General features: G+C 68.8%; 26 protein-coding genes and 2 pseudogenes. 16 read left to right on the top strand and 12 right to left on the bottom strand.

Annotated features, from left to right (window positions below):
- Positions 1-57 precede the first annotated feature (57 nt).
- Positions 58-474, top strand: coding sequence for a winged helix-turn-helix transcriptional regulator (locus ACFYVR_RS09345; protein WP_387471975.1), 417 nt, complete (start codon positions 58-60; stop codon positions 472-474).
- On the opposite strand, the gene ACFYVR_RS09340 is transcribed toward ACFYVR_RS09345, so the two are convergent.
- On the bottom strand, positions 465-2,582 hold the full coding sequence (locus tag ACFYVR_RS09340) for an MMPL family transporter (protein ID WP_387471972.1): 2,118 nt from the start codon (positions 2,580-2,582) through the stop codon (positions 465-467). The two genes, ACFYVR_RS09345 and ACFYVR_RS09340, sit on opposite strands and share 10 nt — an antisense overlap.
- A gap of 110 nt (positions 2,583-2,692) precedes the next feature.
- On the opposite strand from ACFYVR_RS09340, the gene ACFYVR_RS09335 reads away from it, so the two are divergent.
- From ACFYVR_RS09335 to ACFYVR_RS09325, 3 genes are all read left to right on the top strand, one after another.
- Complete coding sequence (locus ACFYVR_RS09335) at positions 2,693-3,115, top strand: MarR family winged helix-turn-helix transcriptional regulator (protein WP_387471969.1); 423 nt, start codon at positions 2,693-2,695, stop codon at positions 3,113-3,115.
- A 469-nt stretch (positions 3,116-3,584) separates the two neighbouring features.
- Positions 3,585-4,241, top strand: coding sequence for a M50 family metallopeptidase (locus tag ACFYVR_RS09330; RefSeq protein ID WP_387471967.1), 657 nt, complete (start codon positions 3,585-3,587; stop codon positions 4,239-4,241).
- Between the two features lie 1,016 nt (positions 4,242-5,257).
- Positions 5,258-6,589 carry an ABC transporter substrate-binding protein gene (locus ACFYVR_RS09325; RefSeq protein ID WP_387471966.1) on the top strand — a complete coding sequence of 444 codons (1,332 nt, stop codon included), beginning with the start codon at positions 5,258-5,260 and terminating at the stop codon, positions 6,587-6,589.
- A gap of 446 nt (positions 6,590-7,035) precedes the next feature.
- Here ACFYVR_RS09325 and ACFYVR_RS09320 read toward each other — a convergent pair whose 3' ends face one another.
- The 3 genes from ACFYVR_RS09320 to ACFYVR_RS09310 all read right to left on the bottom strand — a co-directional run bounded on the left by ACFYVR_RS09320 (position 7,036) and on the right by ACFYVR_RS09310 (position 9,210).
- Entirely contained in the window at positions 7,036-7,860 is an 825-nt protein-coding gene (locus tag ACFYVR_RS09320) for a protein phosphatase 2C domain-containing protein (RefSeq protein WP_387471964.1), read from the bottom strand.
- A gap of 133 nt (positions 7,861-7,993) precedes the next feature.
- Entirely contained in the window at positions 7,994-8,647 is a 654-nt protein-coding gene (locus ACFYVR_RS09315) for a DUF6308 family protein (RefSeq protein ID WP_387471961.1), read from the bottom strand.
- Positions 8,644-9,210: a hypothetical protein gene (locus ACFYVR_RS09310; RefSeq protein ID WP_387471959.1), complete on the bottom strand. Its 567-nt coding sequence runs from the start codon at positions 9,208-9,210 to the stop codon at positions 8,644-8,646. Before ACFYVR_RS09310 ends, ACFYVR_RS09315 begins: the two co-directional genes overlap by 4 nt.
- A 135-nt stretch (positions 9,211-9,345) precedes the next feature.
- On the opposite strand from ACFYVR_RS09310, the gene ACFYVR_RS09305 reads away from it, so the two are divergent.
- The 4 genes from ACFYVR_RS09305 (at position 9,346) to ACFYVR_RS09290 (ending at position 13,361) form a co-directional block, all read left to right on the top strand.
- Positions 9,346-10,290 (top strand): metal ABC transporter substrate-binding protein, encoded by a 945-nt coding sequence (locus ACFYVR_RS09305; protein WP_387472041.1) that lies wholly within the window; start codon positions 9,346-9,348, stop codon positions 10,288-10,290.
- Positions 10,287-11,036 carry a metal ABC transporter ATP-binding protein gene (locus tag ACFYVR_RS09300; RefSeq protein ID WP_387471957.1) on the top strand — a complete coding sequence of 250 codons (750 nt, stop codon included), beginning with the start codon at positions 10,287-10,289 and terminating at the stop codon, positions 11,034-11,036. The genes ACFYVR_RS09305 and ACFYVR_RS09300 overlap by 4 nt, the downstream gene beginning before the upstream one ends.
- The gene (locus ACFYVR_RS09295) at positions 11,033-11,902 is read left to right on the top strand and encodes a metal ABC transporter permease (protein ID WP_387471954.1); all 870 of its coding nucleotides are present in this window, start codon (positions 11,033-11,035) and stop codon (positions 11,900-11,902) included. The genes ACFYVR_RS09300 and ACFYVR_RS09295 overlap by 4 nt, the downstream gene beginning before the upstream one ends.
- A gap of 463 nt (positions 11,903-12,365) precedes the next feature.
- Entirely contained in the window at positions 12,366-13,361 is a 996-nt protein-coding gene (locus ACFYVR_RS09290) for an alpha/beta fold hydrolase (protein WP_387471952.1), read from the top strand.
- Positions 13,362-13,412: 51 nt separating this feature from the next.
- Here the strand turns inward: ACFYVR_RS09290 and ACFYVR_RS09285 are convergent.
- Positions 13,413-14,918 (bottom strand): annotated as a pseudogene (locus ACFYVR_RS09285) (flavin-containing monooxygenase).
- Between the two features lie 180 nt (positions 14,919-15,098).
- Positions 15,099-15,590: a hypothetical protein gene (locus ACFYVR_RS09280; protein ID WP_387471950.1), complete on the bottom strand. Its 492-nt coding sequence runs from the start codon at positions 15,588-15,590 to the stop codon at positions 15,099-15,101.
- A gap of 197 nt (positions 15,591-15,787) precedes the next feature.
- On the opposite strand from ACFYVR_RS09280, the gene ACFYVR_RS09275 reads away from it, so the two are divergent.
- Positions 15,788-16,246, top strand: coding sequence for a MarR family winged helix-turn-helix transcriptional regulator (locus ACFYVR_RS09275; RefSeq protein WP_387471948.1), 459 nt, complete (start codon positions 15,788-15,790; stop codon positions 16,244-16,246).
- Positions 16,243-16,626, top strand: a complete 384-nt coding sequence (locus tag ACFYVR_RS09270; RefSeq protein WP_387471945.1) for a DUF5313 family protein — start codon at positions 16,243-16,245, stop codon at positions 16,624-16,626. Before ACFYVR_RS09275 ends, ACFYVR_RS09270 begins: the two co-directional genes overlap by 4 nt.
- A 21-nt stretch (positions 16,627-16,647) precedes the next feature.
- Here ACFYVR_RS09270 and ACFYVR_RS09265 read toward each other — a convergent pair whose 3' ends face one another.
- The gene (locus tag ACFYVR_RS09265; protein ID WP_387471943.1) at positions 16,648-16,956 is read right to left on the bottom strand and encodes a rhodanese-like domain-containing protein; all 309 of its coding nucleotides are present in this window, start codon (positions 16,954-16,956) and stop codon (positions 16,648-16,650) included.
- A gap of 59 nt (positions 16,957-17,015) precedes the next feature.
- Positions 17,016-17,798 (bottom strand): lysophospholipid acyltransferase family protein, encoded by a 783-nt coding sequence (locus ACFYVR_RS09260; RefSeq protein ID WP_387471941.1) that lies wholly within the window; start codon positions 17,796-17,798, stop codon positions 17,016-17,018.
- A gap of 131 nt (positions 17,799-17,929) precedes the next feature.
- Between ACFYVR_RS09260 and ACFYVR_RS09255 the strand changes: the two genes are divergently transcribed.
- Positions 17,930-18,370: a 6,7-dimethyl-8-ribityllumazine synthase gene (locus ACFYVR_RS09255; protein ID WP_387471939.1), complete on the top strand. Its 441-nt coding sequence runs from the start codon at positions 17,930-17,932 to the stop codon at positions 18,368-18,370.
- A gap of 133 nt (positions 18,371-18,503) precedes the next feature.
- Here the strand turns inward: ACFYVR_RS09255 and ACFYVR_RS09250 are convergent.
- Positions 18,504-19,471 (bottom strand): annotated as a pseudogene (locus ACFYVR_RS09250) (alpha/beta fold hydrolase).
- 51 nt (positions 19,472-19,522) lie between these two features.
- Positions 19,523-20,359 (bottom strand): alpha/beta hydrolase, encoded by an 837-nt coding sequence (locus ACFYVR_RS09245; RefSeq protein ID WP_387471937.1) that lies wholly within the window; start codon positions 20,357-20,359, stop codon positions 19,523-19,525.
- Positions 20,360-20,463: 104 nt separating this feature from the next.
- Here ACFYVR_RS09245 and ACFYVR_RS09240 point away from each other — a divergent pair, with 104 nt between their 5' ends.
- Positions 20,464-21,840: an FAD-binding oxidoreductase gene (locus tag ACFYVR_RS09240; protein WP_387471935.1), complete on the top strand. Its 1,377-nt coding sequence runs from the start codon at positions 20,464-20,466 to the stop codon at positions 21,838-21,840.
- Between the two features lie 59 nt (positions 21,841-21,899).
- Here ACFYVR_RS09240 and ACFYVR_RS09235 read toward each other — a convergent pair whose 3' ends face one another.
- Both ACFYVR_RS09235 and ACFYVR_RS09230 read right to left on the bottom strand, forming a co-directional pair.
- Entirely contained in the window at positions 21,900-22,538 is a 639-nt protein-coding gene (locus ACFYVR_RS09235) for a carboxymuconolactone decarboxylase family protein (protein ID WP_387471933.1), read from the bottom strand.
- A 28-nt stretch (positions 22,539-22,566) separates the two neighbouring features.
- A complete protein-coding gene (locus tag ACFYVR_RS09230) occupies positions 22,567-23,133 on the bottom strand; it encodes a VOC family protein (RefSeq protein WP_387471931.1) in 567 nt (188 codons plus the stop codon).
- 94 nt (positions 23,134-23,227) lie between these two features.
- On the opposite strand from ACFYVR_RS09230, the gene ACFYVR_RS09225 reads away from it, so the two are divergent.
- From ACFYVR_RS09225 to ACFYVR_RS09210, 4 genes are read left to right on the top strand one after another with little or no spacing between them, the layout of a single operon-like run.
- On the top strand, positions 23,228-23,869 hold the full coding sequence (locus ACFYVR_RS09225; RefSeq protein ID WP_387471929.1) for a TetR/AcrR family transcriptional regulator: 642 nt from the start codon (positions 23,228-23,230) through the stop codon (positions 23,867-23,869).
- 25 nt (positions 23,870-23,894) lie between these two features.
- On the top strand, positions 23,895-24,293 hold the full coding sequence (locus tag ACFYVR_RS09220; protein WP_387471927.1) for a nuclear transport factor 2 family protein: 399 nt from the start codon (positions 23,895-23,897) through the stop codon (positions 24,291-24,293).
- Positions 24,290-25,474 (top strand): acyl-CoA dehydrogenase family protein, encoded by a 1,185-nt coding sequence (locus ACFYVR_RS09215; protein WP_387471925.1) that lies wholly within the window; start codon positions 24,290-24,292, stop codon positions 25,472-25,474. The genes ACFYVR_RS09220 and ACFYVR_RS09215 overlap by 4 nt, the downstream gene beginning before the upstream one ends.
- Before the next feature lie 58 nt (positions 25,475-25,532).
- Complete coding sequence (locus tag ACFYVR_RS09210; protein WP_387471923.1) at positions 25,533-26,471, top strand: SMP-30/gluconolactonase/LRE family protein; 939 nt, start codon at positions 25,533-25,535, stop codon at positions 26,469-26,471.
- The last annotated feature ends 176 nt before the right edge of the window (positions 26,472-26,647 follow it).

Here is a 26,647-nt window from a genome sequence, read left to right as displayed (position 1 = left end):
ATCGGTACGTACCGCAATCATCGGTAGTCGAGTGGGTCGGCGGAAGGACGCACTTTCATGTCCGATACGCACATCGATGTGCCTTCCATGGTCAGCTTCCCGCTGCCGAGCCCGGTCCCCGCCGCCGAACACGAGCAGTGTCCCGTCACCGACGTACTGAGAACCGTCGGTGACAAGTGGTCGGTCCTGGTGGTCGTGCTGCTCGGCAAGCGGCCGCACCGGTTCAACGAGCTTCGTCGCGGGATCGAGGCGATCAGCCATCGAATGCTCACCCGGACACTGCGCGGGCTCGAAGCCGACGGGCTGGTGCACCGGGAGGTCTTCCCCAGCGTTCCTCCGGCCGTCGAGTACAGCCTCACCCCCCTCGGACGCTCGCTGCTGACACCACTGTCCGCGCTCGCGGACTGGGTGGTGGCACATGCCGACGACATCGCCGCCGCGCGAGCGTCGTCCCGGGGCACCGGCTACGGCTGACGCACTGGTGCACTTTCGGACGTCGGGGCCTCCGTTTCTGCACCACTGCGCGACAGCGCACTCGGCCACCAGACCCGTGGACCGATGTCGTGGACGAGGGCGGGCACCAGCAGCGAGCGCACCAGCAGCGCGTCCAGGAGCACGCCGAAGGCGACGATGAACGCGATCTGCGCCAGGAAGATCAGCGGGATCACCGCCAACGCGGAGAACGTCGCCGCGAGAACGACACCCGCGGAGGTGATCACGCCGCCCGTGACGGTCAGACCGCGCAGCACGCCCGCGCGGGTACCGATTCGGGACGCCTCCTCGCGGACCCGGGTCATCAGGAAGATGTTGTAGTCGATGCCGAGCGCCACCAGGAAGACGAACGCGAACAGCGGGACGACGGGGTCTGCGCCCGGGAACCCGAGGACGTGGTTGAACACGATCGACGAGACGCCGAGTGTCGCCGCGAACGACAGGATCACCGTGCCCATCAACAGCAGTGGCGCGAGCAGGGACCGCAGCAGCAGGCACAGGATCACCAGGACCACCATGCTCACGACGGGGATGATCAGGTTGCGGTCGTGCGTCGCCGTGGTCCTGGTGTCGAGGTCGGTCGCGGTGGGGCCGCCCACCAGGGCGTCGGCACCGGCGACCGCATGCACGGAGTCCCGCAGCCGCACCACGGTGTCCTCGGCGGCGAGCGAGTCGGCGGGATCGGACAGCGTCGCCTCGATCGCGACCCGCCCGTCGACGACCAGGGGCGCGCCCCCGGACGAGATCACCGACACGTCGTCCACACCGGAGACCTCCGCGGCCGACCGGACGGCCTCGAGCGACTCTGCGTTCGCGATGATCACCGCCGGCGACCCGCTGCCCGCGTCGAAGTGGTCGGTCAGCACCTGCTGCCCCGTGGCGGAGTCCGCCTCGAAGAGGAAGGTGTCGGACTGCGCGACGCCGCTGGCCCGGAACTGCGGCAGCAGCAGCGCGAACAGCACGAGCACCAGGGTCGACGTCACCCAGAAGCGGCGCGGGTGCCGTCCGATCCGGGCCGCGAGTGACGCCCAGAACCCGTGCTGCGAATCGCTTTCCGCCTCACCCGTGCGCTCGGGACGCCGCGGCCAGAACGCCGCCCGCCCGCACAGCACCAGCGCCGCGGGCAGGAACGTCATCGTCGCGACGAACGAGGCGGCGATGCCGATCGCCGCGACCGGGCCGAGCCCCCGGTTCGAGTTGAGGTCGGACAGCAGCAGGCACAGCACACCCGCGATCACGGTGCCCGCCGACGCGGCCACGGGTTCGAGGGTGGCCCGCCACGCGGCGCGCATCGCGCGGTACCTGTCGTCGTGCACGCGCAGTTCCTCGCGGAACCGGGCGACGAGCAGCAGCGCGTAGTCGGTGGCCGCGCCGAACACGAGGATGAACAGGATGCCCTGGCTCTGCCCGTTGAGGGTGACGGCACCGGCGTCCGCGAGCAGGTACACCAGCAGGCTGGCGAGGACGAGGGCGAACAGGGCGGAGAAGATGACGACGAACGGCAGGATCGGACTGCGGTAGACGACGACGAGTATCAGCATCACCACCGCGCCGGCGACGAGCAGCAGCATGCCGTCGATGCCGGCGAACGCCGAGCCGAGGTCCGCTGCGGTGCCCGCGGGTCCGGTCACGTGCACGGACAGCCCGTCCGGTGCGGTCGCCAGGATGTCGCGCAGCTCGGTGACGCTGTCCGCGACCTCACCGGTGCTGTCGACCGGGACGAACATCTGCAGTGCCTGGCCGTCCTCCGACGGGATGGGCGGCGAGAACTGCGGCCCGAACCCTTCGGCACCCGCGAGAGGTGCCGCGCTGTCGGCGAGGAACGCCGAGTCCTGCGGCGTGACGCCCGAATCCCGCTCGGCCACCACGATGGCCGGAACGAAGGTGGTGTCCTGGAATCCGTCCTGCAGCCGGGCGACCTCGGTCGCCTCCGCGGACGCGGGCAGGAACGAGGTGTTGTCGTTGGACTGGACGTCGGTGAGCTTGCCCGCGAACGGACCACCGGCACCGGCGAGTGCGAGCCAGGCGAGGATCAGCACGGCTGGCAGAATCCAGCGCAGGCGTTTCGTCTTGCCGGTGGTCGTGGTCACGTGTCTTCCCCACCCGCCGACGGGTCGGCGTCCGTAGTGTCCGAATTCGGCACCAGTTTGCTCAGCCTGCTGAACAAATGCAAGTGGCGTCGAGCGAAGCGAGGTGCGTGATGAGACCCGACGGCATCGACGCGTGGCCGACCGGCCGGCTGCTGTCCGCCGCGGCGCGTCTGGTCGAGCAGTCGTGGGAGTCGGTGCTGCGCGCCCACGACCTCACCCACGCCGGACTGTTCGTCCTGCACGCGGTCGCCGACGGTCCCGCGTCGCAACGCGAGATCGCCCGCACCGCCCGCGTGACCGACCAGACGATGAGCCGGACCATCGAGAAACTCGAACGCGCCGGGCACGTCACGCGCGAACCGGATCCCCGCGACGAACGCCGCAAACTCGTCACCGCCACCGACTCCGGCCTGCGGACCTACCGCCGACTGATCGAACTCGAACGAGAGGACACCACCCTCACCGCCGCGGTCGGCGACGTGACCGCCCTGCGCGCCCAGCTGCTGGCCCTGGTCCGCGCCCTCCGCACCTGATCGGTCGCATCTCCGATACCCCTGGCCGCCGCGCGACGATCGGACCGGCGTGGTCGACACCACAAGGCCCACACCCGATTCGGGTGTGGGCCTGATCACATTCTCGGTGACGCGGACGCGCTGCCAGGACAGGCGCAGTTCACACAGGACGTGTCACGACTGCGACATCAGCCCTGTACCCGTCGCGATCACCGCGAGCACGACGGCACCGATACCTGCGAAATAGTTGATCGCGGCGAGATTGTCGTCGGACGAACCCATGCTTGAACTCCTTCTTCTACGGGGATGCTGCTCGCCGGCGGGTGGTTCACCGAACAATGTCCCGCCGGCCGCAGGTCATTGGTACCCACCGGACGGCCCACCCGCAAGACCGAGAACCTCCGAGGTTCCTCCGAGTCGTCCCGGCGCGGGTACCGCCCGAGACCATCGCGACGGTCGTCGCCTCGGACGACATTGGCACCATGGACCGGTGAACTCGTACTGGGCGAACTGGTCGGCATACCTACCCCTCGCACTCGCGGCGCTGCTGGTGCTGTGGCGTCCGCTGTGGAACCTGACGCGGCACGCGGTGACGCTGGCGCACGAGGCGGGACACGCGATCGCGGCGGTCGCGACCGGACGCCGGCTCACCGGCATCCGGCTGCACTCGGACACCTCCGGGCTGACGCTGTCGCACGGCAAGCCGCGCGGACCGGGAATGGTGGCGACGGCGGCGGCCGGCTACCTGGCGCCGTCACTGCTCGGGCTCGCCGGGGCCGCACTGATCGCGGCCGGTCAGCTCACCTTCCTGCTGTGGGCCGCCGTGGCGCTGATCGCGGCGATGGTCCCGTTCATCCGCAACGTCTTCGGTTTCCTCGTGCTGCTCGCGTCCGGCGCCGCGGTCGGCGCCGTCGCCTGGTACGGATCCCCTACCCTGCAACTGCATTTCGCCTACACCGCGATCTGGCTGCTGCTCGTGGGCAACCTGCGCACCATCGTCGAGGCGGCCCGAAGTCGTTCCGGCCGTTCCGATCTCGACCAGCTCCGGTCGCTGACCCACCTGCCGAGAACAGTGTGGACGGTGCTGCTGGTCGCGGTCGCCGTCGGCACGGGCGTACTGGCGTGGCGGGCACAGTACGCCCTCTGACACGGGCTGGACCGAGACCGCGTCCTGCTGCGGTCAACGCCGGGAAACTGGACTTGGCAGCTCCGGCGGCTTCAACTCCACGGGTTCGGAGCCGAGTGTGAGCGGCGGAGCTGAGAGGTGTAACGCCGAATGCGGCGGTACTCTCGACCAACTCGACATCATTCCGGGCCTCCTCGAGCGCGCTGAACACACACGATCCCTTCTCGAAGTGGATTTGAGCTGCTCGGGCCGGAGGTGCTTTCGAACATATCTCCACCAACCTGGCAACAAGGGATGTGGCCCCACCCATATCGATTGATGAGCGGCCGTTCGAATCAATGGAATGAGGCCGACACCGGTCGAGCACATACCAATTCGGAATCCCTCCCCGGGAATCGGCCATCCTCCGGACGTGGCGGCATCACCTCGGCAATGCAGGAGGAGATCTAATCCGGCAGCCATTCCGAGTATCGAAATCGATGCGCCTGGGAGCCCTTACGAATCGTCGCCCAAGGCCTTCGAGATCGGCTTGCCAATAGTGACCTAGAGCACTATGTTACCTAGGTAACAGGCCATGATTACTCCCGGCGCAAAGGCCTACTGAGGCCGAACCGGCGCGAGGAGTGTTTGATCATGCCGAAGACGCCGTTCACTGCATTAGTTGGTCGTCGGGTCAGATCCCCTTACTCCCCCTGAGTTTCACGTCCACCTTCATACGCGATTCGTTCCCGCATATCTGACAGATGCACCCTGCGTCTGACGGAATCCTCTCGAACCACGAAAGGTCCACAGTGATCCCGAAGAGACGTACGCTGGCGGCGGTCGCCGCAGCTGCAGCAGCACTGATGGCGTTGAGCGCTTGTGGCAATGGAAATTCTGACACTTCCACTACCGCGACCGGCCCCTCCGGCGAGCCGGTTGACGGCGGTACCGGACTGATCATCGAGCAGGCCGAGCCTCGCAGCCTCGACCCAGCCGTTATCGCCAACTCATGGGCAAACTCCCCGGTCCTCGGAAATGCGCTCTACGGCACTCTGATGATCGACAACGCCGAGACCGGTGAGATCGAATACAAGCTCGCTGAGGACTTCTCGACCAAAGATGGCGGAAAGACGTTCACCCTGACCCTCCGTGACGGCGTCCAGTTTTCGGACGGAACCCCCTTCAACGCCGAGGCCGTGAAATTCGGCTGGGACCGTATCAAAGAACCAGCCACCGCCTCACCGGACAAGCCGCAGGCCGCGCTGATCGAAAGCAGCCGCATTGTCGACGACCGCACCCTCGAGGTCACACTCGTCGAGGCGGTCCCGAACTACGCCAACGCCGTTCTGCAGACGTCGATGAACTGGATCGCCTCCCCCGCCGCACTGCAGGGTGGTCAGCAGTCCATCGACAGCAACCCGATCGGCGCGGGGCCGTACACCCTCGAACAGTGGTCGCGCCAGGACGTCATCAAGCTGGCCCGTAACGAGAAGTACTACGACGCACCGCTCCCACACCTGGACAAGCTCGAAATCCGCGCAATCGGCGACGCCGATCAGCGCTACAACACCCTCACCAGCGGCGGCGCCGACCTCTCCATGGAAGGCAACTGGACGAACATCACCAAGGCGAACGATTCTGGACTGCAGAACGCGGTCGTACCCACCGGCGGCGGCACCGCCTTGGTGCTGAACAGCACCAAGGCACCATTCGACGACGTACGTGCCCGCAAGGCGTTCGCAATCGCCCTCGACCTCGACGGCATCAACAACGCGGTCTACAACGGTGCAGGCGAACTGCCGACGACGTTGTTCGACGAGTCATCGCCGTTCTACAAGGACATTCCCCTCGCCGAGCAGGATCGCGCCGAGGCGCAGCGCCTCCTCGACGAGCTCGCCGCCGAGGGCAAACCGCTCAACTTCACCCTCTCGCTGTACCCATCGGGCAGGTCACTGGGTGAGGCGATCCAGACACAGCTGAGCACCCTGAACCACGTCACCGTCAACGTGCGGACCATCGATTTCGCTCAGGTCGGGCAGATCCTCGGCCGGATGGACTACGACGTGATCACGAACGCCGTCGTTTTCGCCGGCGACCCGGAACCCCGGCTGTGGTTCGGCCTCCACGGCGACTCTCCGGGAAATTACAGCGGGGTCAAGGATCCGCAGATGGACGCGGCTCTGGACCGAGCACTGGCCTCGCAGGACCAGACGGAACGCGACGCGGCATACGAAGTGGTCCAGCAACGTCTCGTCGAACTGAATCCGGTCATCTTCTACACCCGCTCAGCGCCCGGCTTCGTCGCAAACGGCAACGTCGGCGGAATCCGGCAGTACGGCATGGGATCGATACTTCCCGAGGACCTCTGGATCAACAACACCGACTGACACCGGCCCCGAGAGCAGCTCCACCAACGCCGGACACAACCGATCCGGCATTCGGCATCGTGAGATCGACTCCTTGTCGGCTACCACTCGGGGCCTCGCCGCGGCCGATCTGCCAGGCGAGGCCCCGGACTGCACGAGGGTCGCGGCGGGGGGTCGGCCGCGGGTAGCGAGGGTCGCTTCACGGATGCGCGACGCAGCGATCGCGAGCCGGGTGCGCATCAGCCGGTTGCGCGGGTTGTCCACGGACAGGTCGACGGGATCGATGCCGCCGTTGCACAGCGCTCCGTTGTCCCGATAGAGGGTCGACGCATACAGCATCAGGAGCCACACGTCCGGATCGGATCCGGGTGCGGCCGCCGATGGCCACCCCGGTCACAACGATTCGCTCGGCAGTGCCTCCGAGTGTGGATGGAACTGGATGGCGCGCAGCAGGTTCGGCAGTTCGATCAGCGCGGCGTCCACACCGCGACGACGGTGCGGTCGTCGAGGTGGTCGCCGGAGTCGAAGGCGATCCGGTCGGCGAGGTCGCTGAGGCGGGGTGGGTTGTTCCAGCCGGCGGCGAAGGCGGCGGCGACGGAGCTGCCGCCGTCCTCGAAGGCGTCGGCGACGCCGTCGCTGCACACCATCAGCAGTTCTTCGCGGCCGATTTCGTAGCTGGCGCCGGTGACGACGGCGTCGTCGGGCAGGGGCAGGGCGAGCGCGCGGGAGGTCGCGATCTCGTGGCGGGTGAGCCGGCCGCCGGACATCAGCAGCCACGGTTCGAAGTCGAGTCCGCCGGTGCGGGTGCGTCGCCACCACGCGCTGCTGTCGCCGACGGTGACGGTGTGCGCGAGCCACCGCCCCGGGCTCTCGATGTCTTCGACGACGAGCGCGGTGAGGGTGGTGGCCATGAGCTCGGCGACGGCGTCGAAACTCGGTGCACGATCGCCGAGCAGCCTGCCCGCGGCCCGCGTCACGGCGAGCGACGCGACCCGCAGGTGGTCGGTCCAGTCGCCGGACACCTCGAGGTCCGCGGTGAGCAGGTGCTCGGCCAGTGCGGCGCTGGCCGCGGCCGCGGCGAGGTGGGAGTACTGCATCGCGCCGAGCCCGTCGCAGACGACGACGGCGATCCGGCCGCCGCCGTGACGCAGTGCGTAGGCGTCCTGCCGGGGGTGGCCTCGCTCGCTGCGGGCGAGCCCCTGTCGCGACGCCGCCCGGACGGTCCATCCGTTCGCGTCGATGGCGTCGTGGACGCTGTGCGGCACCGCGCCGCGTACCGAGTTGCCTGTCACCGTGAGTCCTCGATCGATCCATGGGAGTCGGGTGGGTACGCACCGCTGCCCACCGACCCGAGCGTCCTCCGGTCCGCGTCGTATTGTCCCCGGCGCACGCGCCGATCGGGCGTCTCTCGCCGATCGCGGCGTGTCAGCCGGCGGTGCGCGGCACGTACTTCTTGCCCTGCATCCACGCCAGGACCTCGAGGACGCGCAGCGCGGGCACTGTGTCGCCGAGTCCGGCCCGGTCCCGCAGATCCGTCAGCCGGCGGTGCAGGGCGCGGTCGTCCTCGCGCAGCGCACGTCGCAGCGGTTCGAGGTACTCGGCCCTGACCCACAGTTCACGGCCGATGACGTCGTCGTAGACGGGGTACAGGCGCGGGCGCTTGCGCGCGATCAGTTTGGACGCGGTGATGCGGCCGATGCCGTGGACCTCCCGCAGCGCGGTTTCCAGACGCACGATCGGTGCGTCCTCGGTGAGCGCCGCGTCCTCGTCCGCGAGATCCCGGTCCGGTCCGACGTCCGCAAGCAACGCGCTCAGCGCGGGTGCCGCCTCGCCGAGCAGGGCGACGGCCCCCTGCGCCGGCACCTGCACCGACAGCAACGTCACGGCGACGAGGTCGTCGGAGGTGAAGGTGTCGCGGTCGGCGGCGCGGCGACCGCTCGGATCCCAGGTGTCCCACAGCGCACCCGGGCGCAGGTAGCCGGTCTTGACGACCCTGCGGGTGAAGTACTCCTGCAACACGTCGACGGCCGCGTCGTCGTCGCCGTCGCGCAGCACACGCGGCAACCTGACGCCGGTCATTGCGCGGCCACCTGCCCGAGCACGTGCGCCGCGAAGGCCCGGTTGTGGAGTTGTGCGTACGGTCCACGGCCCTCGGTGGCGAGATGCTCGGCCAAGGGACGGATCGCCGCGGCGAGCGGCAGGTCGAAGAACTGGTCGTCGGCGCCGTCGTCGGAGACGAACCAGTCGACGAGCACAGCGTCCGCCCCCGCCGCGTCGGTGGGGGTCACGCGCAGCAGCGGGTACCGCACGAGGAGGTCGTCCAGATCCGCCCCGGCGGTGAGCTCGGACCTGGAGGTGCAGAGCACGACGCGGTAGTCCACGATCTCGCCTCCTTCGAGGAACCGTTCGACGTACAGCACCTCCACCGGCCCGACGTGGAGGGAGAACAGCCGATGCCGGTCGGCGGTCGCGTCGACCGGGGGCAGCGCGCTGAGCGTCCACCGGTCCACCTCGCCGCCCGCCGGGTCGGCGAACGCGTCGCCGAGGTAGTCGGCGATCAGATCGGTGACCACCTCGAAGAACGGGTCCCGTTGCAGTTCCGCGAAGCTCTCGTCGCGGGCAGACGGGTGGATGGAGGTCATAACGGTCCTTGCTCTTCGAGGCAGCGGCGGCTCTCGGAACTGTATCGACCGCGGCGGTGGACCGGCGCACCTCAGGGTGCGCAACCAGCCCAATTGAATTGTTCGGCCACCCGAACTTATGATCTCGCTATGCCAATGTTTCGCCCTGTCCACGCTCGACCGCTGACGCGTGGACGGGCAGCCGCGCTCGTCGGAGCGGCGGCCCTGTGCATCGCCGCCCTCACCGGCTGCGGCCAGGTGAAGGCCGACGACGACCGGCCCGTGGTGCTGACGACGTTCACCGTGCTCGCGGACATCGCCGGCAACGTCGCGGGTGACCGGCTGACCGTGGAGTCGATCACCAAGCCGGGCGCTGAGATCCACGGCTACGAGCCCACCCCGGGCGACCTTCGGCGCGCCGCGTCCGCGGATCTGATCGTGGACAACGGGCTGAACCTCGAGGCATGGTTCGAGCAGTTCGTGCACGACCTCGACGTGCCGCGGGTCGTCGCCAGCGACGGGGTGCGGCCGATCGACATCGCGTCCGACGCGTACGCGGGCAAACCCAATCCGCACGCGTGGATGAGCCCGGCCAACGTGCAGACCTACGTCGACAACCTCGTCGCGGCGTTCACCGACCTCGACCCCGCCGGCGCCGCCGAGTTCGCCGCCAACGGCGACGCCTACAAGCAGCAGCTGCAGCAGGTGCAGGACGAGATGACCACCGAACTGGCCTCGCTCCCCGAGCGGCAGCGCGCCCTCGTCACCTGCGAGGGAGCCTTCTCGTACCTCGCGCGCGACACCGGACTGAGTGAGAAGTACATCTGGCCGGTCAACGCCGAGCAGCAGGCGACCCCGCAGCAGATGACGTCGGCGATCGAGTTCGTCAAGGCCAACGCGGTGCCGGCGGTGTTCTGCGAGTCGACGGTGTCCGACGCCCCGATGCAGCAGGTCGTGTCCGCGACCGGCGCCCGGTTCGGCGGCACCCTGTTCGTCGACTCGCTGTCCGACGTGGGCGGACCCGTGCCGACGTACCTCGATCTGATCCGGCACGACGCGGACACCGTCGTGGCGGCACTGACCGGGACGGGTGCGCCGTGACCGTCACCGCCGCACCCGCGGTGCGGGTCGAGGGGGTCACCGTGCACTACGGGCAGGTGCAGGCCCTCGACCACGTCTCCCTCGAGCTGGCGCCCGCGTCGATCTGTGGACTGATCGGCATGAACGGCTCCGGGAAGTCGACGCTGTTCAAGACCGTGATGGGCATGATCCGGCCCGACACCGGAACCGTCGAGATCGCCGGCGGCTCCCCCGCCACGGCGCGCAAGGCGGGCACGGTCGGGTACGTACCGCAGTCCGAGGAGATCGACTGGGCGTTCCCGCTGTCGGTGCGTGACGTCGTGATGACGGGCCGCTACGGCCGCCTCGGCTTCACCCGCCGACCCCGGCGCCGCGACCACGACGCCGTCGACGTCGCCCTCGAACGCGTCCACCTCGCCGACCTGCAGGACCGGCAGATCGGGCAGCTGTCCGGCGGGCAACGCAAGCGCACCTTCGTCGCCCGCGCGATCGCGCAGGAGGCGTCGGTGCTGCTGCTCGACGAGCCGTTCGCCGGTGTCGACAAGCGCAGCGAGCAGACGATCACCGGACTGCTCCGCGAGTTGTCCGCGGCGGGGACGGCGGTGCTGGTGTCCACGCACGACCTGCAGGCCCTGCCGCAGCTCGCCGACCGCGCGGTGCTGTTGATGCGAAAGATCCTCGCCGACGGCGACATCGACGAGGTCCTTCGCCCCGAGAACCTCGTCCGCGCATTCGGAATCGACCCGCTGGAAGGCCCGGTCCGGTGAACCTCCTCGATCTCCTGCTCGACCCGTTCGCGTACTCGTTCATGACGAGGGCGCTCGCCGCGACGCTGATCGCGTCGGTCGTGTGCGCCGTGCTGTCGTGCTGGCTGGTGCTGATCGGCTGGTCGCTGATGGGTGACGCCGTCTCGCACGCGGTGCTGCCCGGCGTCGTGCTCGCCTACGTCGTCGGTGCGCCGTTCGCGATCGGCGCCGTCGTCTTCGGGTTCCTCGCGGTCGCGTTGATCGGCGTGGTCCGCGACACCAGCAGGGTGAAGGAGGACGCGGTGATCGGGATCGTGTTCACCACCCTGTTCGCGCTCGGGTTGGTGCTCATCTCCGTCACGCCCAGCCAAACCGATTTGAACCACATCATTTTCGGGAACCTGCTCGGTGTCTCGACGTCGGACCTGATCCAGATCGCGATCCTCGGCGCCATCGTGCTCGCCGCGCTCGTCCTGAAGCGCCGCGACTTCACGCTGTACGCGTTCGACCCGATCCACGCCCGCGCGATCGGGCTCAACCCGCGCGTGCTCGGCGCCGTGCTGCTGGGACTGCTCGCGTTGACGTGCGTGGTGGCGCTGCAGGTGGTCGGGGTGGTGCTGGTGGTGGCGATGCTGATCATCCCCGGTGCCACCGCCTACCTGCTCACCGACCGGTTCGGCCGGATGCTGCTCATCGCACCCGCCACGTCGGCGGTGTGCGGCGTCGTCGGGCTGTACGTCGCCTACTATCAGGACACCTCCCCCGGCGGCATGGTCGTGCTCGCGCAGGGCATCCTGTTCACCGTCGTCTACCTGTTCGGTCCCCGGCACGGCCTCGTCGCGGCCCGCTGGCAGGCACGACGCCGGCGACGCGCCTCGGTGGCCTGACCCCGGCGGGTGTCCGAGAGCCGGGTGCCCGAGACGCGAAATCACCCTGACCACCCAGGCGGTTCGTCATCCTCGGGTCGAACCCCGCCGCACGCGACCCCAATGCTGGTGTCAGCGCAGTGTTCCCGCGCTCATCGCTCCGTCGGTCACCTGTCCTCACCGGTCCACTTCGGCGGCCAGGTGTGGCGAATCGAGCCGGACGTACCTACTGCGCGTCGGCGAATGATCTCGCCCCCCGGCCGGGAACTCGCGCCGCGCAGCCGGTTCCGTGACGACGCACACCGGGTCGGTCCTCGAGATCCCGAATGCCGTCGCCGGCCGACAGCGCACGGCAGTGCACAGGCCGGAATCACTGTTGCCCTCGTCGAGCACCGTGGCCTGCTCGCCGTTCACGCCTGCACCGCATCCGCGTCCGCTAGAGTCGGTTCCGGGGTGGTCGCCGCTCGACGTCCGACCCAACCACATGTCCTCCCGATACCGGAGGTGCCCGACGTCCGATCGCGGTGGTTTCCTGACCACTACGTCCGCGGCGGTCCTCCTGGCCTCCGCCCTGACGTCCTGCGGTGTCGACACCACGACGCCGGAGGTCGCCGGGCGCGACTTCACCGGGACGGTCCGCCTCGACGACGGCCGCGAGCTGTACCTGGAGTGCCGCGGCACCGGCAGCCCCACCGTGGTCCTGCAGTCGGGTTACGGCAACGCCGCCGACGTCTGGAGTCTCGCGGAGGCGTACCCGCCCGCGGTGCTCCCAGGGCTGTCCGCGTACACCCGGGTGTGCGCCTACGACCGCCCGGGGGCCCTGCTCACCACCACGGACTCCGACGGCACGGTCGTCCCCTCACCCGTCGACAGTCCGGGTCGCAGTGACCAGGTACCGATGCCCCGGAACACCGCCGATGTGGTCGCCGAACTGCACGAACTGCTCGCCACCGCCGGCGAACAAGGGCCGTTCGTCCTGGTCGGACACTCGCTCGGTGGTGCGCTGAGTCTGCTCTACGCTCGCACCCACCCCGGCGAGGTGCAGGGCCTGGTGACTGTCGACGCCGCGCAGCCGGAACTGCGGTCGATGCTCGCACCGCAGGAGTGGGCGCTGTTCGCCGACCTCCGGATGTCACCGGACTCCTACCCGTCCGGCTACCAGGCCGAGGCCTACAGCGTGGACGAGTTGTTCGATCGGATCGAGGCCGCGCCGCCGCTGCCTGCGATCCCGGTCGTTGTCATGGTTCGGGGCGAACCCAACCCGATACCCGATCCGCTGCCGCCGAACGTGACCGCGGAGTCGCTGCAGAAGGTCAACGACACCTGGCCTCGGTCGCAGGCCGCGTTCGCCGCCGGCGTTCCTGGTGCCGAAATCGTCACCGTCCCCGGCACCACCCACTACGTCCAGACCCAGCGCCCCGACTCGGTCATCGACGCCACGAAGTCCGTCATCGCCCGCGCCACCTCCGCGCCACGGTGAATGCCGGGAGATCGGGGCGTGACGGGTGCCCGACCGCGTACCGTCCCGGACTCAGCCCACGACAGCCGCCGAGCTCAGCACGTAGTCGTCGAGGGGAAACGAGTCGGCCTCCTTGAACGCACTGGTGGTCGACGTCGGCCGCAGCAGCGCGGCCTCGCCCTGCGGGTTGAAGTAGTAGCTGCGGGAGGTGCCGCAACTACCGTTGTAGAACACCGAGTCCTCGAGGTTCGCGGTCATCCGGTCCAGGAACTGGGCGTTGGCCTGCTCGGTCACCTCGAATTCGTCGGCGCCGCGGCGTCGCATCTCGCCGAACAGCCGCGTCATGTGCGTCATCTGGGACTCGATGGTGGTGAAGTACGACAGCCCGCTGTACGAGTAGGGGCTCGCGAGGGTCAGGAAGTTCGGGAACTTCGGCACCGCGACGCCCTCGTATGCCTGGAACCGGTTGTCCCGCCAACACTTCCCGAGGTTCTGCCCGTCCCGTCCGATCACCTCGATGGCCGGGAAGTTGACGTCCCACAGGTTGAATCCGGTCGCGAGGATCAGGGTGTCGATCTCGGTCTTGCGGCCGTCCACGGTGACGATGCCGTCCGCCTCGATCCGTTCGATGGACGTGGTCTCGAGGTCGACGTTGCGCTTGGTGAAGGTGCGGAAGTAGCTGTTGGAGAACGTCGGACGCTTGCACCCGAAGTCGTAGTCGGGGGTCAGTCTGCGTCGGAGGTCCGCGTCGCGCACCTGGGTGCGCAGGAACAGCCGGGACGCCGCCGCGGCGGCCTTGTTCAGCAGTTTGGCCTGCCGGTAGTGCAGGACGGCGCTGACCATGATCCCCTCGAGCAGCCCGTCGCTGACGGCCCGCGCGGCCCGCTGGGTGGCGGGGAACCGCGCGAAGAGTCGTTGCACCGCAGCGGGAATGGGCGCGTCGGGTTTCGGCACCACCCAGATCGGCGTCCGCTGTTACACGGTCAGCGCGGCGGCCTCGCGGGCGACCCCGGGTATCAACTGCACCGCGGTGGCGCCGGTACCGATGATCGCGGCCCGGGTTCCGGCGAGGTCGATGTCGCCGTCCCAGGCGGTGGTGTGCACGACCCGGCCGGCGAAGGTGTCGATGCCATCGATGTCCGGCATCTTCGGCTGGGACAGGAATCCCGTCGCGGTGAGCAGGTACCGGGCAGTCACCGGCTCCCGCCCGTCCACCGCAACCACCCAGTGCCGCGCGTCCTCGTCCCAGCGGGCGCCGGAGACGACGGCGCCGAAGCTCATGTACCGCCGCAGGTCGTACTTGTCGGCGACGTGGTCGGCGTAGCGCTCGAGCTCGGCGCCGGGCGCGAACAGTCGCGACCAGTACGGGTTGGGCTCGAAGGAGTAGGAGTACGTCACGGACGCGATGTCGACCGCGAGCCCCGGATAGCGGTTGACGTGCCAGGTCCCGCCGAGGTCGTTCTCGCGTTCGAGGATGGCGAGGTTCGTCATCCCCAGCCGGTTCAGGACGATCGCGGCGCCCATGCCGCCGAATCCCGCGCCGACGATCACCGCGTCGTACTGCGTGTCCTGGTTCACCGCGCCACCCTCCGTCAGATGTGTGTCACTTCAAGTATCACTCACTTTGTCGCGCGGGGCCACCCCCTTTCGATGCGAACGTCACGGAAGGATCACGCAACCGCCTTGGACAACATGCCGGAGCCTTAGACCCCGAAGATCGCGAAAGGACTCACACGCAATCACCGTCGCCGGTACCGTTTACCACAGCCCGACGCGGCCACGCTGCCCTCCACCGGATCGAGACGCGGACAGACCGCCAGCGGTGGTGGCAGTCGGGCCTTCTCCGCGGTGGTGCGCCGACGACCGAGGTGTCGGTGGCGCGAAATTGCGGTTGTGCCATGAACTGAGGATGAATGCCATGGTCACATCTCTCGGCAGCGACGGCAGCCCCGCCGACTGCGAAACCGGAACTTCGAGCACCGCAGTGGCCGGGTCGGTAGCCAGTGTGGCCAGCTCAGCCGTGGCCGGCTCGGCAGCCACGGTCGCGAGCACCGCCGTCGCAGGCTCGGCAGCCACCGTGGCCAGTGCCGGTGTGGCCAGCTCGGCAGCCACCGTGGCCAGTACCGCCGTAGCCGGATCGATCGCCACAGCCGGCAGCGCCGCCGTTGCCGGAAGTATCGTCACCGCAATGTCACTCGGGGTTGCCGGGAGCATCGCATGTGCGGCGTGCGCGTTCTGCAAGCGTTGCATCGCGTGCGTGGCTTGCGTGGGGTGCACGCGGTGCGTCGGGTGCGTGGGGTGCTACAACTGCTCGGGCTTGCGCTTTGCCGTCGGCGTCCGCAACGTACACGCCTGATCCGACGACGGCCGCCTCCCGCCGAGGCGATTGCGGACGCTACTCCGAGTCATTTAGTTAATGCACGATTTATTCGTGTACGCTTCGAATTGTGACCACCACCGACACCGACCCGCTCGCCCTGGACCGCCAGGTCTGCTTCGCACTGGCCGTGGCGAACCGCGCGGTGCTCTCCGTCTACCGCCCCCTCCTCGAACCTATGGGGTTGACGCACCCGCAGTACCTGGTGATGCTCGCGCTCTGGGGCGAGGCACCCATGTCGGTGAAGGCGATCGGCTCTGCGCTGCAACTGGATTCACCCACCCTGTCGCCGCTGCTCAAGCGGCTCGAGGCGTCCGGTCTGATCACCCGCACGCGCAGCGCCGAGGACGAACGGGCTCTGGTGGTCGACCTGACGGACGCCGGACGCGCGCTGCGCGAGGACGCGCTGCAGATCCCGCCGGCGGTCGTCGAGGCACTCGGCGTCGGATTGCCGCAGCTCGAGGAGCTGCACCGGGTCCTCACCGACATCAACAACGCGGCACTGCAGGCAGGAGCACTGGAGAAATGACCGGAAGAATGGGCGTCACCCGGCCCAACCCGCTGCAGTGGATCGCCTACGCGTTCGGCGCGAGGCTACCCGAGACCCTGAACGACTGGGTCCTGAACGACATCACCGGCGATCACTATCTGGTCCGGCACCTGATCCGCGCGCAGGTGCCGTTCATCCCGCTGTACGTGGCGTTCCTGTTCTTCCCCGGGCCGCTGTGGCTGCGAGCGTCGATGGTGCTGCTCGGCCTGTCGCTGGCCGTCTTCTACTCGGTGGTGTACATCCACCAGAACCGGGCGCGGCGGCTGCAGAAGAACGGGCTGCCGATGGACCTCGACAACGACAGGCGGCGCGCCGCCCGTGAGGCCGAGATCAACCGGTACGACCGGGCCTGGCGCTGACGCACCGGCCCGGACCGGCTCTCAGGCGCCGCTGTCGACGGCGCGCCCGGACGCGATCCACGCCTGGGTGCCGCCCGCGACATTGACGGCGTTGACGCCGGTCGCGTTGAGGTAGTTCGTGGCCTGCGCACTGCGTCCGCCCATCGCACAGATCACGTACACAGTGTCCGCCGAAGGGATTTCGTCCAGCCGCGCCGTGAACTGGCTGAGCGGAACGAGCACCGCGCCCGGCACCCGCGCCTCCGCGAATTCGTCGGCCTCGCGCACGTCGATCAGCGGGGCGCCCGCGGCGAGCGCCTCCTCCAGTGCGGTCACATCCACTTGCTGCATGTTCGTCCTCCAGACGGTCGCCGCCAGTGTACCGACGGCCGCCGCGGCGCCTTCGCCCGTCAGCACCGGCCGGCTCGGTACCGGGCCTCGGTACCGGCGACTCGGTACCGGGCGACCGCGCCGTCCACGGCGTCCTGCAACCGGTCGTGCACCAGACGGGCGATCGCGGCCGGCTTGTCGGGGACGTCGGCGACCGGGACGTCGAAGTAGACGCTCGCGTCGCGCACGCCGTCGGCGGCCGAGGCGCCGTAGTAGATGCCCATGTGCAGCAGCACGGGCGTGACGCCGAGTCGCATCGCCCGGCTGGTGATGTGCCCGACCCCGCTGCCGACGGACTGCAGCCGCGTCGGATCACCCTCGTTGCAGGTGCCCTCGGGGAAGATCGCGATGCTGTCACCGCTGCGCATCCGCTCGGCGCACACGTCCATCATCCGCTGGCCCGCGGCGTTGACGGCGCGCATGCCGTGGTTCTTGCCGCGGAACACCGGGATCGAGCCCATCAGGTCGATCCGGTTCCGCATCGAACGCTCGGCGAACAGTTCGTCCTTCGCGAGAACCCGGGTCCGACCGATGACCGCGCGCAGCGGGCTGCGCCACGCCGCCGCCGCGACCGTGTACGGATCGGACTCCGACAGGTGGTTCACCGACAGCACGAGGCTGGTGTGCGACCGCACGAGCTCATGGATCTTCTCCCGCGCCCCGTCGGCGTACCGGACCCGCGGCCGGAACCTCGCCGCCAGTGTCGCGTACGCCGCCTTCGCCAGCATCCGGTTCTGTTGGTGCCCGAGGTAGTAGTCGTAGACGGCGTCGGAGTTCTCGAGAGTCACGTCGGGCTTGTCCATGCGTCCCACCGTAGCAACGGGTCGGTGACGGTTACGAAAAGTTCCTTCGGACAATATTTCCCGGAATCCGAGGTGAAAATTACGCCCGCCCGAAGTGGTGGCCGAGAAGCACCGCGTCTAGCATTTTGCCCATGACGACCATCGCCTTCGTCCAGGCCACCTGGCACCGGTCCATCGTCGATCACGCGCGGGATGCGTTCGTCGCCCGCTGGCGCGAGCTCGGCCACGACCCTGCTGCCGTCGAGTTCTTCGAGACGCCTGGCGCCTTCGAGATCCCGCTGCACGCCCAGCGCCTCGCCCGCACCGGACGCTTCGACGCCGTCGTCGCCGCAGGCCTCGTCGTGGACGGCGGCATCTACCGGCACGAGTTCGTCGCGACCGCCGTTATCGACGGGCTGATGCGCGTGCAGCTCGACACCGACGTCCCGGTGTTCTCGGCGGTGCTCACCCCGCACCACTTCCACGATCACGCCGACCACGCCGACTTCTTCACCGCGCACTTCGACAAGAAGGGCGCCGAGGTCGCGGACGCGTGCTCCGCCACCCTCGCCTCGCTGGCCACCATCAAGTAGCCACCCCCGCTCGCGGCCGAAGGCCACCTTCACCTCGTCCACGAGGCCGAAGGCCACCTTCATCTCGACCAGGAGACCGAAGGTGGCCTTCAGCCCGGGGTGGCAGGAGGCGTCTGGTCGGTTGGTCGTGCGGTCAGTCCTCGAGACCGGCGAGGAAGTCGAGCCAGATCGCGTTGACCTCGTCGGGTTTCTCCATCTGCACGAAGTGACCGGCGCCGGCGATGACGTGGGCGCCGACGAGGCCCGGGACGAGTGCGCGCATGGCGCCGAACGGATCTCGTCCCGTCATCTCCAGCACCGGGTCCGCGGCTCCGGCGACGAACACGGTCGGCGCGTCGATCGGGACGTCGTGCAGGGCCTCGTTCTGCGCCCACACCGCGTCCTCGGCGCGATACCAGTTCAGCCCGCCGGTGAAGCCGGTGCGACTGAATTCGTCCACGTAGTAATCCAATTCGGCGTCGCCGAGCCAGGGCCACGGCAGCGCGGGCGGGTCGGGGAGGACGTCGAGGTAGCCGTTGCCCTCGGACGGGAACTCCCAGCAGTCCAGGTACCGGTTGGCCCCGGACAGGGCGTGGAAGATCTTCGTGAGGAATTCGCGTGGCCGCCCGCCGAGTTCGGCGTCCGCGACGCCGACCTGCTGGAAGTAGTGCACGTGGGCGAAGTGCTGGGACGCCAGGTATGCGAACCCGACGGTGGGCCGTACCGGCAGACGTGGTGTGCGGGGACGCTGAGCTGCATCAGTGCCCGCACCCGCCCGGGCGCCCACGCGGGCAGGTCCCACACCAGGTGCGCACCGAAGTCGTGGCCCGCGAACACCGCCCGCTCGACGTCGAGGGCGTCGAGCAGGCCCACCAGATCGCCGACGGTGTGCTCGCGGTCGTAGGCGCTCGCATCCGGCGGGGCGCTGCTGCGGCCGTAGCCGCGCATGTCGGGGGCGATCACGCGGTATCCGGCCCGCGACAGCGCGTCGAGCTGGTGCCGCCAACTGAACCACAGCCCCGGGAAGCCGTGGCACAGCACCACCGGCGGCCCCTCGCCCTGCTCGGCGACGTGCAGATCGATGCCGTTCACCGACACCTGCCGATGGATCACTCGGGACACGACACCGGACGCTACCGAGTTGCGCCCGACCTTCGCGGGCGAACCGGCGGTTCAGTCGAGGTGGCCGCGCAGCCAGTCGACGACGTCGCCCAGCACCTTCTCCTGCTCGGGTTCGTTGAACACCTCGTGGTAGAGGCCCTCGTACTCGTGGTAGGTCAGGTCCGAGGACCCCGCGGTGGACGCGATGGTCCGGCTCCCGCTGACGGCGGCGAGTCCGTCCTTCTCGCCGTGCAGCAGCAGCAGCGGCAGCGTCAGCGAGGGCAGTCGGTCGGGTAGCGACTCCGCGGTGAGGATCATGCCGCGGGCGATGCCGGCCGGGACCTTGCCGTGGTGCACGAGCGGATCTGCGTTGTACGCGGCGACGACCTTGGGGTCGCGCGAGACGAGGTTGGCGTCGAGCGTCTCCACGGGCAGCCCCGGCAGGTACTTGCCGATGATCTTGCCGAGGGTGACGACGATGGCGGGCGTGCCGGACGTGACGTCGACGGCCGGGCCGGACAGGATCAGGCCCGCGAGGTCGTCCTGGTGGTCGAGTGCGTAGTCGAGGGCGATCGCCCCGCCCATGGAGTGCCCGAGCAGGTACACGGGCAGCCCCGGGTGCTCGTCGCGGGCGATGTCGAACACGCGGTGCAGGTCGTCGGTGAAGTCGCGCCAGTCCTTGAGTTCGACGCGTTTGCCGCCGGAGCGGCCGTGGCCGCGGTGGTCGGGTGCGTACACGACGAGACCGACGTCGACCAACCGGGCGACGACGTGGTCGTAGCGGCGGTTGTGCTCGCCGAGACCGTGAGCGAGCACCAGGATCGCGACGGGATCGCCGTCCGGCGTCCAGACGTCGTAGTCGATCCGGGTGCCGTGATTGCCGGTGAACGTTCCCTCGGTGTGCGCCACGCCACCACGATAGGCGCCTGCGGCGTCTGTGCGCGGGTTTGGCAGCTTCCACGACCGAAATCGCGCACGGGCGGCGGAGCCGCCGGGCGAGGAGGATGTGCGTCATGGCAGTGCACACGCAGTCGTTCGTGGACGAGCTCGCGTCCATCGTCGGCGCAGCCCAGGTCCTGACCGACCGGGACGTCGTCGCCGGGTACGTCACCGACTGGACGGGACACTGGACCGGCCACACCGTGGCGGTGGTCCGTCCCGCGGACACCGCCGAGGTCTCCGCCGTGCTGGCGGCCTGTCACCGTGCGGGAGTTGCCGTCGTCCCCCAGGGCGGCAACACCGGACTGGTCGGCGGGTCGATCCCCATGCACGGCGAGGTGGTGCTGAGCACCGCGCGGCTCACCGGGATCGAGCAGGTCGACCCGGTCGGTCGCACCCTCGCCGCCGGCGCCGGTGTCACGGTCGCGCGCGCCCAGCAGGCCGCCCGGGAGCACGGACTCGACCTGGGAGTCGACCTCGCGTCGCGCGACTCGGCGACCCTCGGCGGCATCGTGTCCACCAACGCGGGCGGCATCCGGGTGATCAAGAACGGCAACACCCGCAGCCAGCTCCTCGGCATCGAGGCGGTGCTCTCCGACGGCCGGGTCCTCACCCGATGGAAGGAACTGACCAAGGACAACGTCGGCTACGACCTGCCGGGGCTGCTCGCCGGGTCGGAGGGCACGCTGGCCGTGGTCACCCGCGTCCTGATGCGTCTGATCGTGCCGCCCTCGGAAACTCAGGTCGCGCTGGTGGGTGCGGAATCCGTTCGTGCCGCACTGCGATTGGTGGACGGCCTGCAGCGGGCGGGGCTGACCCTCGAGGCCGCGGAACTGATGACCCGCGCCGGAGTCGCACTGGTCCGCGGTCACCGCGACCTGCGCGCCCCGCTCGACGTCGACGCTCCGTTCTACCTTCTGGTCGAGGTCTCCGGCGGCGACGAGGCCCAGGCGGCGCTGTTCTCCGTCCTCGAGGATGCCGGTACCGCGGTCCGGGGCGCCGCGGTCGAAGCGGGTCCGGCGCACCGGCTGTGGCAGTACCGCGAGAGCCACACGGAGGCGGTCAGCGCTGAATCCTCCACGCCGCCGGTCAAACTCGACATCTCCACGCCGTTGCGGGAGATCGAACCGTTCCTCACCGCCCTACGGGACGACCTCGCCGCGGCGTTCCCGGCGGTCCGCGCGATCTGCTTCGGCCATCTGGGCGACGGCAACGTTCACGTCAACCTGCTCGACGTCGCCGTCGGTCAGCGGGAGGCGATCACCGACCTGGTGCTGCGCCGGGTCGCGCGGCACGAGGGCAGTATCAGCGCCGAGCACGGCGTCGGACGGGCGAAGGCGGCGTGGGTCGGTCTCGGGCGCACCGAGGTCGACCTCGAGGTGATGCGCTCGATCCGCGCCGCACTCGACCCCGCGACGATGCTCAACCCGCACGTACTGCCCGCGCGGTGATCCGAGCGACCCGTGAGTCCTTTCGGTCCGCCAGCGGGCCGAAAAGACTCACGGGGAGATCACTCGCCGGCCAGGTCCGCCGACAGGTCCGCGACCTCGACACCCTCGGGCACCCGGACCTCCTCGATCGGTTCGGGCCGGTCGTCGAACTCGAGTTTGAGCGCTCGGCACATCGTGGCGTGCATGTCGTACATGCAGGTGATGTAGGTCAGTTCCAGGATCTCGGCGTCGGACAGGTTCGCCTTGAGGACGTCGAACACCTCGTCGGGCACGCGCCCGCTGTCGTAGACGAGCCCGTCGGTGTAGGCCAGCACGGCCCGCTCGAGCTCGGAGAACAGGTCGCTGACCTGCCAGTGCGGCAGTGCGGCGATCTTCTCCTCCTTCATCCCGAGGGAGCGCATCTGCTTGCAGTGCTGGGAGAACACGAACTGGCTGCCGCGCGCGTAGCCGGCCCGCGCCTGTCCGAGTTCGCGCAGCAGCGGATCGAGTTCGGCGTTCCGGTACAGCTGGAAGCCGCGCACCGCGTGCCGGAACACGGTCGGGGACTGCGCGAACACGGTCCACCAGTCGCCGGGCGTGTAGTGGATGGTGCCGTGGTCGACGGCGGGATCCTTGTCCGGCCCGAACAGCCGGTCGTAGAAGAAGAGGATCTTCTCGTCGGTCACCTCGGCGCGGGGGACCTCACGAAGTCGGGGCATGTCGGAATCCTTTCGTTGCGGCTCGGGGTCAGGAGGCGCTGGGCGTCTTACGGTCGGCGGCGGTCCGCGGCTCGTGCGCCACGTCGGCTTCGGTGAACTCGCGGGTCCAGCAGGCGAACTCGAGAAGGACTCCGTCGGGGTCCTGGAAGTAGAACGAGCGGACGAAGGTGCCGGCGTGCACGTCCTTCGACACGCCCTGCGGGCTGTCGTCGTGGTTGAGGATGCGGCTGACCTCGACGCCCGCGGCCTCGAGCCGTGCGCGGTACTCGTCGAACTTCTCCGGCGGCACCGCGAACGCGACGTGGTTCATCGAGCCGATCGCACTGGCGAGTTCGCCCTCGTCGGGTCTGCCCTTCGGTGCGGCGATGCCGGGGGCGGCGTCGGGCGAGTCCGCGAGCCAGAAGAAGGCGACGGTGTTGCCGTTGCCGCAGTCGAAGAAGAAGTGCTGACCGAGACCACCCGGCAGGTCGAGGGTCTTGATCAGCGGCATCCCGAGGATTCCGGTGTAGAAGTCGATGGTGCGCTTCATGTCCGCGCACACCAACGCGAGGTGATTGATCCCACGAAGCTCGAACTTGGGATTGGAAGACGTCATTTCGGTCCTTCGATGAGTTTTCAGCGGCGTGAATGCAGCGAAGCCGGGGGAAACATGACTTGACAGTCATGTCATCTTATTGGATAGTTTGACCGTGGCCAAGTCATCTGTCAACACCCCGTCCGTGCCCGCGCCGGTCGAGACCCTGACCGCGCGGGGACGCAAGACCCGTGACGCGCTGCTCGACGCCGCGCGCACCGTCTTCGAGACGGTCGGGTTCCCCGACGCCCGGGTCGAGCAGATCAGCCAGGAGGCGAACGTCTCCTACGGAACCTTCTACCGGTACTTCGAGTCGAAGGAAGACGTCTTCCGCGAACTGAGCACCCGACTGTTCGAAGACGTGCACCGTCGCGAACCCACCGACGCCACCCTCTCCCCCGCGGCCCGGCTCGTGGCGTCGAACCGGTCGTACTACCAGGCCTACCGGCGCAACGCCCGCCTGATGGCGATCGTGGAGCAGGTCGCGACGTTCAACGACGAGTTCCGCGAGCTGCGCCACGAGCACCGCCGTCAACTGACCGAACGCACCGCACGAGCCATCGCCCGATGGCAGGAGGAAGGCCTCGTGCGTGCCGAGCTCGACCCCACCCTCGCCGCCCGCACCATGGCGGCGATGGTGGACCACACCCTGTACCTCTGGCTCATCCAGGGCGACGAGGCGAACGAGGCAGCCCTGCTCGACACCCTCGATCTGATGTGCCTCGGCGCACTCGGCCTGGAGCCGGATCCCGTGTAACCGACATGAGGAGAGTACTTCTCGCATGAACGACCTCGCCGACCGCTTCTTCGCCGCCGTCTGTGCCGGCGACGACGCGGCACTGATCGACATGTACGCGCCGCAGGCGCGCATCTGGCACAACGACGACGGCCTCGAGCAGACCGTGGCGGAGAACCTCCGCGTCCTGCGCTGGCTGTCGCGGACGCTGGAGAACTTCCGGTACGAGGACATCCGCCGTCACGAACTGCCCGACGGCTTTGCGCAGCAGCACGTTCTGCGTGCCACCCTGCCGGGGCACGGCCCGATCGAGGTGCCCGCCGCCCTGTTCGTCCGGGTCTCGGACGGACTGATCACCCGTATCGACGAATACGTCGACTCGGCCGCCATCCGGCCCCTGCAGGACCACACCGCGACGCATCGAGCATCGGAGCAGCGAGCATGAACACCAACCGTCCCGAAGGCCACGTCGCCGAGTTGAGCGACCGGATGCGCTCGTTCATCGACGACGAGGTGATCCCCGCCGAGTCCGCGCTCGTCCGCGAGGACGACGACGCGCGCCGGGTTCTCGACCAACTACGCACGCGGGCCAAGGAGCTCGGACTGTGGGCCCTCGGGCACCCGTCCGACGTCGGGGGCGGAGGTGTCGACTTCCTCGACTTCGTCTACCTCAACGAGATCATCGGGCGCTCCGACTTCGGCCAGCTCGCGGTCGGTTCGGTGTCCATGCAGGACACCCTGATGCTCCGCAAGCACGGCACCGAGGAGCAGAAGCGCCGGTGGATTCCCCCGCTGGTCGCCGGCGACTTCCTGCCCTCGGTGGGACTGACCGAGCCCGAGGTCGCGGGCTCCGACCCCACGCTGATCGAGACGACGGCCGTACTCGACGGTGACACCTGGGTGATCAACGGGCACAAGTGGTTCACCACCGGTGTCGCGGACGCCGGGTACTGCTCGGTGTTCGCCCGAACCGAATCCGACGACGTGCCACGCCATTCGCGGATCAGCTCGATCATCGTGCCGACCGACACCCCGGGATTCGACATCGTCCGGTCGATTCCGACGATGGGCCACGACCCGAGCGACCACTACGAAGTCCGTCTCACCGACGTCCGGGTACCCGCCGCGAACCTGCTCGGCGAACGCGGCAAGGGTTTCGTCGTCGCGCAGGACCGACTCGGCCCCGGCCGCATCTTCCACTGCATGCGCTGGCTAGGACAGGCGCAGCGGGCGTACGAGTTGATGTGTGCGCGCGCGAACACCCGGTTCGTGCACGGATCGTTGCTCGCCGAGAAGGGCGAGATCCAGCGCTACATCGCCGAATCCGCCGCGGAGATCCAGGCGGCGCGTCTGATGACGCTGGACGCGGCCCGGGTCATGGACTCCGGGGCGGACGCCCGCGTCCAGATCGGCCTGATCAAGTTCTGGGGCGCTCGGATGGTGCACAACGTCATCGACCGCGCCATCCAGGTCCACGGAGCACTGGGCCTGACCGCGGACACGCCGCTCGAGCGGATGTACCGGCACGCTCGCTACGCCCGCGTCTACGACGGACCCGACGAGGTGCACCGCATGTCCACCGCCCGCAGGCTGCTGCGCGATCCCGGCGCCGCGCCGTGGCTGTGACGGCTGCCTGGCCGAATCCCGAACGCCCGAAGCCCAATCCCCGAACACTGGAGTCACCATGTCCTTCACCGTGGTCACCACCGGACTGAAGTTCCCGGAGGGTCCGGTCGCACTGCCGAACGGCGACGTCCTGGTCGTCGAACTGCTCCGCGGCACCCTCACCCGCGTCTCCCCCGACGGCACCACCACGGTGGTCGCCGATCTCGGTGGCGGCCCGAACGGCGCCGCGATCGGGCCCGACGGTCGCGCCTACGTCGCCAACTGCGGCGGCATGATCGGTACCGAGGTGTACGGCTACGTCTTCGCGGGAGGCATCCCCGAGGACTACACCGGCGGCAGCATCCAGGCCGTCGACCTCGACACGGGGGAGGTCGAGACGCTCTACACCGAGTGCGACGGTCTTGCGCTCCGCGGCCCCAACGACATCGTCTTCGACGCGCACGGCGGGTTCTACTTCACCGACCACGGCAAGAGCAACGACCTGGTCAGTGATCGCGGCCGCCTGTACTACGCCACCGCCGACGGCACGTCCATCCGGAAGGTCGCCGACGACATGAACGGCCCCAACGGAATCGGTCTCTCCCCCGACGGGACCCGACTGTACGTCAGCGAGACCTACACGGCACGGGTGTGGTGGTGGGACGTCACGGGCCCGGGCGAGATCGTCGGTGGCCGTACCCTCGCCGGTTCCGGCGGCGGCAACTTCCTGTACGGATCACCCGACTTCCGCTACTTCGACTCGCTCGGTGTCGAGGCCGACGGAAACGTTTGTGTCGCGTCGCTGGCCACGCCGGGCATCTGCGTGGTCAGCCCGGACGGAGCGCTGGTCGAGTTCGTCGCCATCGACACCGACGGCGACCCCGGCATCACGAACATCTGCTGGGGTGGGCCGGACATGCGGACGGCGTACGTCACCGCGTCGAGCACGGGCAAGCTGCTCCGGTTCGACTGGCCCCGAGAAGGTCTCGCTCTCGGCCACCAGAGCGCCACGGCCTGAGGGCGCCGGCGGACCGAACGAGAATGCGCCGAGGCGGACGGGCTGTGGCCCGTCCGCCTCGGCGTTTCGCAGTGAACTGACAGCGGCTGATTCCGGCTCCGGATTCTCGGGCGGATCCGCAAACGAGAAGGGACCACACCCCCGGCTGCAACCGTGGGTGTGGTCCTCGCCGCATC

The sequence above is a fragment of the Rhodococcus sp. NPDC003318 genome (assembly GCF_042879035.1).
Taxonomy (GTDB): domain Bacteria; phylum Actinomycetota; class Actinomycetes; order Mycobacteriales; family Mycobacteriaceae; genus Rhodococcus_G.
Note: the sequence above shows the minus strand (reverse complement) of the source record. Positions and strands in the feature narration are given on the sequence as shown.